This is a genomic window from Flavobacterium limi (assembly GCF_010645075.1).
Classification (GTDB): Bacteria; Bacteroidota; Bacteroidia; order Flavobacteriales; family Flavobacteriaceae; genus Flavobacterium; species Flavobacterium limi.
In genome coordinates this window covers 56,220-71,487 of record NZ_JAADZV010000008.1, presented here as the reverse complement: position 1 = coordinate 71,487, position 15,268 = coordinate 56,220, and the positions used below count along the sequence as shown (strand labels likewise).

Annotated in this window: 6 protein-coding genes; 2 read left to right on the top strand and 4 right to left on the bottom strand. The window is 35.6% G+C overall.

Annotated elements, in window-relative coordinates; genetic code table 11:
* Nucleotides 1-99: 99 nt before the first annotated feature.
* Nucleotides 100-2,304, top strand: a complete 2,205-nt coding sequence (locus tag GXM16_RS16395) for a tetratricopeptide repeat-containing sensor histidine kinase (RefSeq protein ID WP_163395577.1) — start codon at nucleotides 100-102, stop codon at nucleotides 2,302-2,304.
* An 18-nt stretch (nucleotides 2,305-2,322) separates the two neighbouring features.
* Nucleotides 2,323-2,964, top strand: a complete 642-nt coding sequence (locus GXM16_RS16390; protein WP_163395576.1) for a response regulator — start codon at nucleotides 2,323-2,325, stop codon at nucleotides 2,962-2,964.
* A 324-nt stretch (nucleotides 2,965-3,288) separates the two neighbouring features.
* Here the strand turns inward: GXM16_RS16390 and GXM16_RS16385 are convergent, their stop codons facing one another.
* The 4 genes from GXM16_RS16385 to GXM16_RS16370 all read right to left on the bottom strand — a co-directional run bounded on the left by GXM16_RS16385 (nucleotide 3,289) and on the right by GXM16_RS16370 (nucleotide 15,050).
* Nucleotides 3,289-4,206, bottom strand: a complete 918-nt coding sequence (locus GXM16_RS16385) for a PorP/SprF family type IX secretion system membrane protein (RefSeq protein ID WP_163395575.1) — start codon at nucleotides 4,204-4,206, stop codon at nucleotides 3,289-3,291.
* Nucleotides 4,207-4,209: 3 nt separating this feature from the next.
* The gene (locus GXM16_RS16380) at nucleotides 4,210-13,740 is read right to left on the bottom strand and encodes an HYR domain-containing protein (RefSeq protein WP_163395574.1); all 9,531 of its coding nucleotides are present in this window, start codon (nucleotides 13,738-13,740) and stop codon (nucleotides 4,210-4,212) included.
* Between the two features lie 253 nt (nucleotides 13,741-13,993).
* Nucleotides 13,994-14,656: a hypothetical protein gene (locus GXM16_RS16375; RefSeq protein ID WP_163395573.1), complete on the bottom strand. Its 663-nt coding sequence runs from the start codon at nucleotides 14,654-14,656 to the stop codon at nucleotides 13,994-13,996.
* 1 nt (nucleotide 14,657) lies between these two features.
* Entirely contained in the window at nucleotides 14,658-15,050 is a 393-nt protein-coding gene (locus GXM16_RS16370; RefSeq protein ID WP_163395572.1) for a hypothetical protein, read from the bottom strand.
* Nucleotides 15,051-15,268: the final 218 nt, after the last annotated feature.

The window sequence follows — 15,268 nt, the reverse complement described above, 5'->3', positions numbered from 1 at the left end:
TAGATAAAAACAGTGTTTTAAATCTATTTATATTAAATTTAACTTCTCTAAAATGGTCAAAATAAAATCATAATTTACAGATTTACAACACCATAAGATATGCCAGCTAATTTTAAATGTCCTTTACTGATTGTTTTCTTTATGTTATCGCTCTCTTTGTCTGGACAAATTGACGGAAACAGTAAAAAAACATTGTCGACGGCAAAGAAATCCCATGAGGCTGAAGAAAAAAAAACTGTTACATCTTTCTATAATTTATATAATACTGGTGAAGAAAAAAGAGCTCTAAAAAATGTAAAAACTTTTTTAAAAGAAGCGAAATATCCTGCTAATAAAGCCAGCCTTACATTATTGCAAGCTTATTATTATAATAAAAGAGCCATATTAGACTCCTCCATCTATTATACAGACCAAGCTTTAAAATTCAATACAAAAATAACTAATGATTCTTTAAAGAACAGGCTTCTTTCTTTAGGATATAATTTAATGGGAATCAATTATAAAAAGAAAGGATTATTCGAGATTAGTAAAAAATGGCATTTAAAAGGTCTTGTAACTTCTCAAAAACATAAAGAAACCAATTTATATTATACACATTTACATGGATTGGCCAGCATTTATAAGGCATTAGGAGATAACACTAATGCATTAAAATCATATAAAGAATGTCTAGAATACAAAAAAGATGATGAAATACGCTTAGGAAGCTATATTAATCTGGGTGATATTTATTCAGACTCAAAAGACTATGAAAAAGGCAATTACTATTATAATCTGGGAAAACAACTGAGTGAAAAAACAAATAATCAACAGGCAAGAGCAGTAATTGCACTGAGCATTGGAACAAATTATCAGTTACAGCAAAAAACGACTGATGCCTTAAAAATATATGATGAAGTAGTTTCGATTGCTGATAAAAACGAATTAAACCAGATTGCTTTAATTGCACGTGGTAATATTGGAGACGTTTATATCGATTTAAAAAACTTCAAGGATGCAAAAGTGATTTTTTCTGATGCACTTCAAAAAGCTATAAATTTCGGTTATTTAGACAATCAGGTTTATTTTTATGACGAACTTAAGAAAATTGCGGTTTTAGAGGAAGATTACAAAAGCGCCTTTAATTATCTGACAAAATCAACCAAGGTAAAAGATTCAGTAAATAAAATTCAGAAGATAAAAGAAATTAACGAGCTTGAAATCAAATATAAAACAGCTCAGAGAGAAAAAGAAATCAGGTTGTTGCAATTTGATAATACTACTAAGAAATTAGAACTTGAAAAACAGCAAGAAGCGATTGAAAATATGAATCTTCAGGAAGAAATTTCTCAAAAGATAACCGAAAATACGATCTTGTTTTTTCAGAATTCATCACAAAAAAAACTAAGTGAAATATCTTTGCTAAAAAAGGATCAACAACTAAAATCATTACAAATAGAGCAGGAAAAAGAAACTAAATTGCTAACTATTTTTGGTTTTCTGATAGTTTTAATACCTATTATCGGATTATTGCTCCAATATTATAAACGACTTAAAACTCAACGTTTATTAAATATCCAGCAGGCTGAAATAAGCACTCAGAACATAAATAATCTTTTAAAAGATCAGGAGTTAAAGCTAATCAAGGCCTCTATAAGCGGTCAGGATAAAGAAAGACAGCGTATTTCTCAGGAGTTACATGACAGCATTGGTGGAAATTTGGCTGCTATAAAGCTTCAGTTGAATCATTTGGTAATTTCCAGTTCACCAAAAATTAAAAACCTTACTGCCTTATTAGACGAAACCTACCAGCAGGTTAGAAACTTATCACATACATTGATTCCGAAGAAATTTACGCATCACAAATTTTGTGAAGTCTTAGAATCTTATTTTAATAATATTGGTGAAGCCAGTAATATTAAAACGGATTTCACTGCATATCCTAAAAGAGAAATAGACGCTTTACATGAAGAAATCCAGATTGAGATTTTTAAAATAATACAGGAACTTCTGACCAATACGATTAAACATGCAAAAGCTTCAAAAATGGATTTGCAGCTTAACCTTGTTGAAAATGTTCTGAATATTTTATTTGAGGACAATGGAATTGGATTTAATCCGGAAAATTACAGGCCCGGAATTGGCATTATGAATTTAGAAAACCGAATAGTCAAATTAAATGGTTCTTTTCTGATGGATTCAAAGCTTAAAAGAGGCACGATCGCAAATATAGAAATTCCTGTTTTACGATTATCAAATGCTGAAAATGAAACAACAAAAGGAATTAACGTAAAAAAACAACTTGATAATCTAACCAAATTTTAACCCCAAACTCTTTAATTAATGGAAAAATTAAAACTTATTATAGCGGATGACCATACAATGTTTCTACAAGGAATTGTTTCACTTATTGAACATGAATCCGGAATAAAAATAATTGGCAAGGCTATAAACGGTATTGAAGTTCTGAATATTTTAAAGATTCAAAGTGCAGACATGGTAATTCTTGATATCAGTATGCCGGAAATGGATGGAATTGAATTAAGTAAAATATTAAAAAAAGAATACCCTTTTATAAAAATTATAATTGTCAGTACACATAGCAATGCGAAAATAATTTCGAGATTAATCCGAATTGGTGTAAACGGCTATTTGCTAAAAAATGCAGAAAAATCAGAATTACTGCAAGCAATATATAGTGTTGCGAGTGGTAGAAATTATTTTTCTGAGGAAGTAGAAGAACAACATCAAAACAATAGCCTGAAAATTGAAAAGCAAATCTCTAATATAACTGAGTTAAGTTCACGCGAAAAAGAAATTCTGATTTTAATAGCACAAGAATACAACACGGCCGAAATAGCTGAAAAAACATTTATCAGTTTTAATACAGTTAACACGCATCGCCGTAATTTATTATCTAAACTAAATGCTAAAAATACGGCAGGGCTTGTAAAATATGCAGTTGAAAATGGTTTGGTAGATTAACCTTTACTATCTATTTTTTACGGCTAAAAATTTTAAATCAACAGATGGGGTTATTCTTGTTTATTTTAAAAAAAAATTAGGCGAGTATTATTTAATTCATTTTCATCATTATTTGAAAAGGAAAAGAAAAAATTACTGTTGCTAAATAAGGTTATTGATTTTTTCATTTTTTGTTTTAATATATTTTTTTATAACATATATTTCAGAAGTCAGTTTGTGTCTTCATCTTTTGAGCAACTAACAGATGTGATCGTTATTAGTGCAAACAAGACCGTTATAATATTCTTCATGTTGATTTTCAATTTATAATATTATTCTCTTTTGTTATTCAAAACCTTTTCCAAAACGATAATTAAATACTACCCCATAAGTATCAGGTAGTACTACATTATCGATTGATTTATTATAGGTAAATATTAGTCTTGAATTTGCGGAAAGGTGAAAACCGGCAAGGAAATTTAATGTGTTTGAAGAGCGATAACCTCCTCCGAATTCAAATTTGTTTTTGTAATTTACCAACACGTTCAAATCTACCTGCATTGGCGCACCTTCAACATATTTAGCCAAAAAACTGGGGTTTATTAAAATATCTTCAAACAAGTCGGTAAACATTCTGTAACCAAAGTAGCTGTAATAGACATTTTTTAATCTGGTATTATTTTGAGAATCAAATGTACCACTCAGTAAATTTGGTGCAGATAACCCAAAATAAATCCTGTCTCTGTTGTATAAAAAACCTACTCCAAGCGTTGGGGTAAAACTATGCACGTTTTCCTGAAATTCAGGATCATTTTCAATTCCGAGTTTTGTCAGATTCTCATCATAAATTTGTGCTCCTGCTGTAATTCCGAATGAGATGATATTAGGATCGTACGCCCACCATTTTCCATATTTATAATCTTCATGAAAAAAAATTTTATACGAATATGAAGCAAAAAAATTAGTCGTATAAGTGACACCAATCTGATTATGTGCTATACCTGCTGCCAGTCCTACATTTTCTGAACGTGTTAAAGTATTTACCGAAATATCAATATTTCTGGGACTCCCATCAACAGAATTGAAATAACCGTTTGTTGTCATGACAGCATCTGTTTTTTCATAATATCCGGCATGAGCAGGATTTATTAATACTGTATTGTAATTATAACTTGAGAAAACAGGTGTTTGCTGTGCAATAACTGTATTAAAGAATACAGTCAGAATTAAGATTGCAAAAATTATTTTAGTTTTATTTTTCATTAATTAACGTTTTAAAACAAGATATCCCTTTAATTTTTTGAAATGATGCGTTGCTGAATTAGGTTTGATTTCAAAAAAATAAGTACCCTCCGGAAGTTCATCGGCACCAAGGTTTCTCTTTTTATTCGCAAGTCCGCTGAACACATTTGTTGTGTTGTTATAACCTGTTGTCTGGAAAATCAAATCACCCCAGCTGTTATAGATATAAACTTCATTTTTTGGATATTTTGCAATGCCGTCAATTAGCCAAAAATCATTTATACCGTCATTGTTTGGAGAAAAACCATATCTGGTCTCGTCTTTTTCTTTTGGCTCTACCGAAATAATAACAGTGTCATACACCTCGCAACCTTCCTTATTGGTAAACAAAACTTTATAAGTGGTCGTTATATCCGGAGAAAAGAATGGATTAAAAACGGATGCATTGCTCACTCCTTTTGTTGGACTCCATCTAAAAGTTCCCTCTTCAGTTGCAACAGCTTCTAACTGCACAACTTCACCTTGTTTTATTTCAACATCACTTCCTGCATCAACAAGAACAACATCTGAGTTTACCTTAAACGAACATTCTGATTTATTAGAAGAAGCATCAGTAGCAGTAATGATTATCGTCATCCCATCTGTAAAAGCGCTACCTGCCGCCGGACTTTGTCTCACAATGGGTTTTGAATCCTTGTTATCAACTACTAAAACCTTTGTGGTAAAGTCAGGAACCTTAGTTGCATTGCAGGTTATTTTTTGATTTAATAAACAGGTAATTACCGGAGCTTGTGTATCTGGATCCTGAATTGTGGTGATTACAAAAGAACAACTGGATTCATTTCCGCTTTTATCTGTTACCTTCATCTGAACCGTCATACCGTTAGTAACCGATGTCCCTGCTGACGGAGTTTGAACAACTGTCAAATTCGAATCGCAATTATCTGCAACTATGATCTTATCTGTATAATCAGGAAGCATTGCTGCAGCAGCTAAAGTTTGATTTCCAATACAGGTGATTACAGGCTTCGTTACATCCGCAGAAAGATTTACCTTAAAATTGCAAGCAGAAGTATTATTTGATATGTCCTTCGCAGTAATTGTAATTGTCATTCCGTCTGTAAAAGCACTGCCTGGTAAAGGATCTTGCGTAATTACCGGTGAAGAATCACAGTTGTCGGTAGCCGTTATCATTTTGGTATAATCTGGTAAAATTGAACTACATGATAAACTTTGACTACCGATACAAGTGATTACAGGTTTTATAACATCTGCTGCAACATTCACTTTGAAACTACAGGTTGATGTATTGTTGGAAGCGTCTTTGGCAGTAATCGTAACTGTCATTCCATTTGTGAAAGCACTTCCTGATAAAGGATTTTGCGTAATCGTCGGATTACTGTCACGATTATCTGTTACAGTTACTAATTTTGTATAATCCGGAACCAAAGATGTTGTACAAATCACATTTTGATCCACTAAACAAGTTATTACAGGACTTTCTGTATCTGCATTTTCATTCACTATAAATGAGCATGTTTCTGTATTTCCAGAAGCATCTTTCACTGTCATTGTTATGGTCATTCCATTTACAAAGGCACTTCCTGCAATTGGATTTTGAGTAATTACAGGTGAAGCGTCACAATTATCTGTTACCTTTATCAGGGGTGAATAATCCGGTAAGCTGCTTCCAGTTGCTAATGTCTGATTACCAATACAAGTGATTACCGGTTTTGTAACATCTGCAGCAACATTCACTTTAAAACTGCAAGTTGATGTATTATTTGAAGCGTCTTTGGCAGTAATCGTAACTGTCATTCCATTTGTGAAAGCACTTCCGGATAAAGGATTTTGCGTAATCTTCGGATTACTGTCACGATTATCTGTTACAGTTACTAATTTTGTATAATCCGGAACTAAAGATGTTGTGCAATTCACATTTTGATCCGCTAAACAAGTTATTGCAGGACTTTCTGTATCTGCTGTTTCATTTATTACAAATGAGCATGTTCCTGTATTTCCAGAAGCATCTTTTGCTGTCATTGTTACGGTCATTCCGTTTACAAAGACACTTCCTGCAATTGGATTTTGAGTAATTACAGGTGAAGCGTCACAATTATCTGTTACCTTTATCAGGGGTGAATAGTCCGGCAAAAAGCTTCCCGTTGCTAATGTCTGATTACCAATACAGGTGATTACCGGTTTTGTAACATCTGCAGTAACATTGACTTTGAAACTACAGGTTGATGTATTGTTGGAAGCGTCTTTGGCAGTAATGATGATTGTCATTCCGTCTGTAAAAACACTTCCTGTAATCGGATTTTGTGTTACTACAGGCGACGGATCTGAATTATCGGTAACAGTAACCAGTGTCGTATAATCCGGTACGGTACTGTTGCAAGCTAATTGTTGATCAAGAGGACAAATTAAAACAGGGGCCTCGTTATCTACAATAACAGTAGTTGCAATAGTGAATTTACAAGTTTCAACATTACCACTTGCATCAGTTGCAGTAATGGTTACTTCTTGGGTTGTTCCGTTAAAAACAGTTCCTGCAGCTGGTGATTGGGTAATAATTGGGCTAACATCACAATTATCTTTTATCTCAACTATTTTGGTATAATCCGGAATTGGATCATTCACAGCCAGAACCTGATTAACAGGACATTTTTTTATAGTTGGTTTTTCTTTATCTTCAATCTTTTTCCCAAATATAACATACGAAATACCGGGATCTTCATTAGGATCAGAAGTATAAGTATTCTTTGACGCTCCAATTATAATATCATCTACAGAATCTGAATTTACATCCCCAATAAAACTTAAACTATAGTTAGACGCAGATCTCACCTTCACTTTCAGTGCTTCGGACACTGTTAGTAAATTTAAAGTTACAGAAGGGGACCAATTTGTTTTTCCATAAAGAATGTAGATATCTTGATTTAAAGGTAATAAAATGTCATCGAAACCATCATTGTTAAAATCCCCATAAGAATTATAATTATGCAAATATTCAAAATCGAAATTATTTATTTTAAAACCGTTAGTGCCATCCAGATCCTTCAAATCCACTATTGCAGAATTTGAACTTTTTCCGAAGAGGATATAACTGTTAATACCAATATCATTAAAATTGTCCCCATTAACATCCCCTAAACCTCTAACCTCAAAATATTCAGATGCTTTTAATGGTGTAGCAGAGTTTTCAATTTTAAACCCATTGGTTCCATTAATGGAAGTTGTACTTAATTTTGCAGGTAATGTAGAGGATCCATATACTACATAACGATATTTATTATCTTCTCCGGCAATAATAATATCAGAAATTCCGTCTCCATTAGTGTCACCTAATCCTGTCAGGGTTCTTCCTATATCACCTTCAATGATAAACGCATTAGAGGAATTTAAACTTTCTATACCAACAACGGCCGGAAAATTAGTGCTACGTCCAAAAATAACATAGCATTTTTTAATTCCTCCGGAACCTTCATTAGCAGATACTATTGCAATATCACTATGTGTATCATTATTAAAATCACCAATATTTGCTATAGACATTCCCAGGAATTCGTCGTATGTCTCTCCTAAAATTTTAAAACCATTTGAACCATCTAAAGTAGAAAGTGCGAAAGTCTCCGGAAAACTACTGTTTCTTCCGTAAATAAAAAAAACTCTTCCTGTATAATAGGTACTTCCATTACTTTTGTCAGAATCACTAATCATTAAATCATCTATCCCGTCTCCGTTAATATCACCCGTACCACTAACATCAGCACCAATCTCTCTGGGAACGGACATGTCATCATCTATAATTTTAAATCCATTTGTTCCGTCTAGATTTGCCAAATTTATGTTTGCAGGAAACCCTCCCGTTTTACCAAAAATCACATAACCACCTACAGATATACCTAGATAGCCTGGTGCTGAGACTAAAAAGTCTGCTATTCCGTCGCCATTAATGTCTCCGATGGGAGTCGTATTATCTCCGCTTTTTGATCCAGCTTTTTCTCCATATATTGAAAAACCGTTTTTGCCATTAAGCTCATTTGTATTGATAACAGATGTAGAACAGTCTATATCAAACCCGCCTGTTTTCAATTTGACAAGAAATGAACATGAACTTTTGTTACCTGATTTATCTTCAACTATAATATTTACATTAGTATCCGCAGTAAATAAAGTACCCGCAACTGGCGTTTGAGTAAAAATCAATTCATCAGGTTTTGTAATATCGTCACTTACATTGTCTAAAAAATGCACATAATTGGGCAACTCTGAGTTAGCAAATAACTGCTGATCTGAAGGACATGTAATACTCGGAGGCAGATCAGCACCTGAAGAATTAATCTTAAAGCTGCAAACCGATTCATTCCCTGAAGCATCTTTAACTGTTAATACAATTTCCTGAGAGGTTCCATCAAAAACAGTTCCTGCCAAAGGCAATTGCGTAATAACTGGTTTAGTATCGCAATTATCAGTTACTGTTATATCTTTCGTATAATCCGGAATTGGATCAAATTTGGTTAAAATTTTATCCGCAGGACAATTCGTAATAGTTGGTTTTTCGGTATCAGCGGTTTTTCTTCCAAACACAACATATGACATACCCGGGTTGAAATTTACTTTCAGATTATTTCCGTAGGAATCAGGACCATAACCAATAATTAAATCAGTTATACCGTCATTATTAACGTCACCAGCATAATTTGCACTATTATTAGAACTATAAGGTGCGTTGATTTCTATTTTTCCATTTGTGCTAGTATTAACCACTGCCGACCAGTTTTTTCTTCCAAATAAAACAACTGTAGTATAATAAGACTGATAAAAATAATCATCGATACCGTCTGCGTTAAAATCTCCTGCGTAGCCAAATTTATTACCAGAAGCGTTAATTGTGAAACCATTTGTACCGTCTAAATTGTTTACATCTACTACGGCTGGAAAAACGGTTTTGCCAAACAAAATATGCAGTCCGCAAATAGCCATATCATTTAAACCGTCATTATTGAGATCCCCTGCTTTTTTAATCCCTGCATAATTTAATTGAGTAGTTGAATTTTCTACAATAAAACCATTGCTTCCATTTAGCAAGGAAACGCTAAAATTTGGTGGGAAATTTGAGGAGCGCCCAAAAATCACATATTTACGATGTTGTCCTGAATTATTGGTACTTCCTATTGCCATATCTGAAATTCCGTCTCCATTAACATCTCCCAAACCCGAGACAGATAATCCAATTTCTCCTGTAACATTGTCGCCCTCAATGACAAATCCGTTTGCGCCATTAAGTTGATTCGTTCTAATTACAGCTGGGAAGCCGCTGTTTTTTCCATAAATAATATAACACTTTCCTTTTCCTCCACCTGAACCACCTGTTATTGCTGCAATATCATGATAACCGTCGCCATTTATATCTTCTACTGACGCTATACTTATACCTTCATTTTCATAATTTGTAGTTCCAATTAGTGTAAAACCATTAGTTCCGTTTAGTGCAGACAAATTAAATTCTGCAGAAAAACCAGAACTTTTTCCAAATATCACATAAGTATGTCCCACTTCAGATCCATAAGAAGAATATCGATAGGGATCACTAACCATAAAATCACCAATCCCATCACCATTTATATCCCCTGCACTACTTACATCATAACCTGTCACTGGAAAATTTGTGTTTGGAATATCATTTCGAACAGCAAAACCATTACTGCCATTTAGCAGTCCTAAATCAATATTCGGAGTAAAGCCTGAAGATTTACCGAATACCACATACGCTGCACCTTTGATTATTTTATATTCTTTTTTAACACCATACGAATGATTATAGTTTCCGGGAGCACCAATTATTAGGTCTGTAATACCATCACCATTTACATCTCCGGCGTTATTTACACTAAAACCGGCTTCACGAGTCAGCTTTTCTCCATATATAGTAAATCCGTTGACTCCATTAAGATTAGATACATTAAATGAAGTTGTTTTACAATCGATAGAAGCCGCAGCGGTTTTCAGTTTGACTAAGAAAGAGCAGGAAGAAACATTTCCAGAACCATCTTTAGCTGTTATAGTAACATTGGTATCAGCTGTAAATAAAGTACCTTGTGGTGGTGTTTGTGTAAATATCAGATCAAAACCATCTGTAAAATCATCAGACACAGTTGGTAAAAATGAAACATAATCAGGTAAGGTCGAATTAGCATATAATTCCATATTAGAAGGACACGTTATTGTTGGAGGCAAATCACTTCCTGTAGCATTAACAGCAAAAGTGCAGGTCGAAAAATTTCCTGAAGCATCTGTGGCGCGAATGGTAACCGTTATTCCACTAGTAAATGTATTTCCCGGTGCAGGAGTCTGTGTAATTGTTGGACTTACAGTACAATCATCAGTTGCTGTAACAAGATTTCTGTAATCCGGCAGCAAACTTCCCAGTGCCAATGTCTGGCTTCCCGGGCAGGTTATCGTTGGCTTGGTGGTATCTGCCGAAGCATCCACTATAAAACTGCAGGTCTGAAAATTCCCTGAAGCATCCGCAGCGCGCATTGTTACGGTCATTCCGCTGGTAAAAGTGCTACCGGCTGCAGGCGTCTGTGTGATCGTTGGGCTTGCTGTACAGTTGTCGGCTGCAGTAACCAGGCTTCTGTAATCCGGCAAAACTGAACCACAGGAAAGACTCTGATTCCCCGGACAAGTTATCGTTGGCTTGGTGGTATCTGCCGAAGCATCCACTATAAAACTGCAGGTCTGAAAATTCCCTGAAGCATCCGCAGCACGCATCGTAACGGTCATTCCGCTTGTAAAAGTGCTACCGGCTGCAGGCGTCTGTGTGATCGTTGGGCTTGCTGTACAATTGTCCGCTGCAGTAACCAGGCTTCTGTAATCCGGCAAAACTGAACCACAGGAAAGACTCTGATTCCCCGGACAAGTTATCGTTGGCTTGGTGGTATCTGCCGAAGCATCCACTATAAAACTGCAGGTCTGAAAATTCCCTGAAGCATCGGTAGCGCGCATTGTTACGGTCATTCCACTGGTAAAGGTACTTCCTGCTGCAGGTGTCTGTGTGATCGTTGGACTTGCTGTACAATTGTCCGCTGCCGTAACCAGGCTTCTGTAATCCGGCAAGACAGAACCGCACGAAAGACTTTGGTTCCCCGGACAAGTTATCGTTGGCTTAGTTGTATCTGCTGAAGCGTTTACTGTAAAACTGCAGGTCTGGAAATTCCCTGAAGCATCCGTAGCACGCATTGTTACGGTCATTCCACTGGTAAAGGTACTTCCTGCTGCAGGTGTCTGTGTGATCGTTGGGCTTGCTGTACAGTTGTCGGCTGCAGTAACCAGGCTTCTGTAATCCGGCAAAACTGAACCACAGGAAAGACTCTGATTCCCCGGACAAGTTATCGTTGGCTTGGTGGTATCTGCCGAAGCATCCACTATAAAACTGCAGGTCTGAAAATTCCCTGAAGCATCCGCAGCACGCATCGTAACGGTCATTCCGCTTGTAAAAGTGCTACCGGCTGCAGGCGTCTGTGTGATCGTTGGACTTGCTGTACAATTGTCCGCTGCAGTAACCAGGCTTCTGTAATCCGGCAAAACCGAACCGCAGGAAAGACTCTGATTCCCCGGACAAGTTATCGTTGGCTTGGTGGTATCTGCCGAAGCATCCACTATAAAACTGCAGGTCTGAAAATTCCCTGAAGCATCCGCAGCACGCATCGTAACGGTCATTCCGCTTGTAAAAGTGCTACCGGCTGCAGGCGTCTGTGTGATCGTTGGACTTGCTGTACAATTGTCCGCTGCAGTAACCAGGCTTCTGTAATCCGGCAAAACCGAACCGCAGGAAAGACTCTGATTCCCCGGACAAGTTATCGTTGGCTTGGTGGTATCAGCCGAAGCGTTTACTGTAAAACTGCAGGTCTGAAAATTCCCTGAAGCATCGGTAGCGCGCATTGTTACGGTCATTCCGCTGGTAAAAGTGCTACCAGCTGCCGGTGTCTGTGTGATGGTTGGACTTGCTGTACAATTATCGGCCGCTGTAACAAGACTTTTGTAATCAGGCAAAACACTTCCGCAGGCAAGACTCTGGTTACCCGGGCAGCTTATCGTTGGCTTAGTTGTATCTGCCGAAGCATCCACTATAAAACTGCAGGTCTGAAAATTTCCTGAAGCATCGGTAGCACGCATCGTAACGGTCATTCCGCTGGTAAAGGTACTTCCGGCAGCCGGTGTCTGTGTAACTGTCGGACTTGAAGTACAATTATCTGTGGATGTCACCAGGCTTCTGTAATCCGGCAAAACACTTCCGCAGGCAAGGCTCTGGTTACCCGGGCAGCTTATCGTTGGCTTGGTAGTATCGGCAGAAGCGTTCACTACAAAACTACAGGTCTGAAAATTTCCTGAAGCATCGGTAGCACGCATTGTTACGGTCATTCCGCTGGTAAAGGTACTTCCGGCAGCCGGTGTCTGTGTGATGGTTGGACTTGCAGTACAATTATCGGCCGCTGTAACAAGACTTTTGTAATCCGGCAAAACACTTCCACAGGCAAGGCTCTGGTTCCCCGGGCAGCTTATCGTTGGCTTGGTGGTATCTGCCGAAGCGTTGACTACAAAACTACAGGTCGAAGCATTATTTGCTGCATCCCTTAGTGTTAAAGTAACTGTCATTCCCGGAGTAAAGGCAGTACCAACATCCGGACTTTGTGATACTGTTAAACTTCCAAGACAATTATCTGACGCTGTTATCACAGTTCTGTAATCTGGTAAAACGGAACCACAGGGTAAACTTTGTGTTCCGGGACAATACACAAATACCGGACTTGTAACATCAGGGGTTGCCATTCTAACAATAAAGTTACATACTGACCTGTTACCTTGGTTTCCCGGTTTATCAAAATATTCTATTTGAATTGGAATACCATCATAAAAAGGCGTGCCTGGACCCGGGGTCATCTTATAACTCAATTTAATACTGCAATCATCATCTAAATTCATTATTGGACTGGTTGCGTAATTTGGAATTACGTCTCCACAGTTCAAAGTTAGTCCCGTAGGACATGTAAATGTTGGAGGAGTAACATCGGGAGATGAAGCAGTAACAATAATACTACATTCACTTTTGTTTCCTGCATCATCCGTTGCAGTAAATTTTATCTCCATTCCATCGTAAAAATCCGAACCCTGTCCTGGAAACTGGGTTATATCAATAGAAGTATCAATATTATCACTAACTGTTAATAAAGGAAAATAACTAGGAACCAAACTTCCGCAGGCAAGTTGTTGGTTGGGCGGACATATAAGAATCGGAGCTTCTGTATCTGCAGCAGTCTTGGAAGTTTTTGATGAGTTTTTTTTAGTATTTATTATAGTTTTTGTTGTACTATTAATGAAGTTATTCTTATTACCAATGTCAATTCTGCCATATGATGCTTCTTTTGAATTTGGCTTTGTTATATCTACATTTTTATTCTGCCCATAAGAATTGAATAATCCTGCAAACAAAATAACCATAATATGGATTTTGATATTTTCTTTTAATGCAATAGTAAAATTTCTCATTTTGGTCGTAATTTTTATACCTGCTTATTATTGGTAAAAATATATCGTGAAGAAATTTTACACATCATCATAAATAATGATTTATCATTTTTGTATTGCATGATTTTCTCATTACCAAAACCAGAAAACGGTTGTTTTAAATATTTTTCTTAAAATAAAACACATACAAAAACATTAGTTGGATGCACTAATAAAAAAGAGGCTGTCTATACTTTTTAGACAGCCTCTCTACATTAAATTGAAAAAAAATTAATCACAAAACACTTTCAATTTCTTTTTTGATTCTTTGTTTTTCCTTTTCAGGAAATTTGTAATCCGGGGTTATTTCGATTTGAAGTTCTTTATCATCTAAAATTGTCTTATTATTTTGAGAAATTAAAATTTTAATATTTTTAATATTCTCATCAATAGCCTTCTTTCCCAGCTCGTCATCCATCAAAGATTCAAAAATAGATGGTAACATTTTTATAGTTTCCAAAATATATTTTCTTTGATTTTCCGGATAATGATCAGTATCTAATAATACGTGAATCTTATTCTCTGTGATTTTTTCTAAATCTTCTTCGATTTGTTTATTAGTGCGTTTTAGTTCTAAAGTGCTCACTATTGAACGATCTTCCAGTACCATAAGAGTCTTATTTGCATCTAAAAAAGTAATTGCAGCTATCTGGGCACCAGGAATTAGTGTAATCTCAGATTTCGGATTGGAATCAGAAATTGTCAAAACCATCAACATTTTTTCCTGTCTGCTCCTGTCATAACCTATTATACTGCCTCGAATTATATTTCCTGTATGCAATATGAGTTCTAACTTAGGTAGTTTAAATTTATCCTCTGCTCTTTCTGCATAATCAGCGAGTTTTATAAACCAACCGCTAAATTCTATGAAAAGATTCTTTTTATAAGATTCAATCATTTTACAATTGCTTTTCTACATATTCTGCAATCTGGGAATCTGTTTGTGAACTAAATGAAGCCTGAACAAGCTGATGTGTTAAATACAAAGTATTATCTCTTAATTCCATGTTTACCTCATCATTATTTTCTGTATTGGTCAAATGAATAGTAGTCAATTTCTCTTTTAAAGCTTCTTTCCCCATATCATCAGCACATATTTTTTTCACAAATGATTCCAAATCATCAAAAACAATGTCTAACCTTTCTAATGGATATTGATTAAAAGCTGTAAAAGTATTCCAGTCAATATCTACTTTGATATCATACCCTGCTTTATCCTTTAATTTTGCTTCAAAAGCTGGAATTTTTTCAACTTTAATTGATTCTGCTAAACGTTTTTCTGCTAATCCCATGAGTTATTTTTTTAGTTAATTATAAATTTTATACTGCAAATCTAATCCTGAGTTTTTAAGTAACAGTCATTAGAAATAATGATTTTTCTCATTAGCTACTTAAAATTTATTAAAAAATATTCTTTGAATATCTAGGTTTATATGAGTACTTCAAATATCATTTATCTATTACAGCTCAATGACAAACAGCATTAATAATTATTTTCTTCATTCTGATT

Coding starts and splice junctions, on each gene's coding strand:
- GXM16_RS16395 (WP_163395577.1), top strand. CDS start 100: ATGCCAGCTAATTTTAAATGTCCTTTACTGATTGTTTTCTTTATGTTA.
- GXM16_RS16390 (WP_163395576.1), top strand. CDS start 2,323: ATGGAAAAATTAAAACTTATTATAGCGGATGACCATACAATGTTTCTA.
- GXM16_RS16385 (WP_163395575.1), bottom strand. CDS start 4,206: ATGAAAAATAAAACTAAAATAATTTTTGCAATCTTAATTCTGACTGTA.
- GXM16_RS16380 (WP_163395574.1), bottom strand. CDS start 13,740: ATGAGAAATTTTACTATTGCATTAAAAGAAAATATCAAAATCCATATT.
- GXM16_RS16375 (WP_163395573.1), bottom strand. CDS start 14,656: ATGATTGAATCTTATAAAAAGAATCTTTTCATAGAATTTAGCGGTTGG.
- GXM16_RS16370 (WP_163395572.1), bottom strand. CDS start 15,050: ATGGGATTAGCAGAAAAACGTTTAGCAGAATCAATTAAAGTTGAAAAA.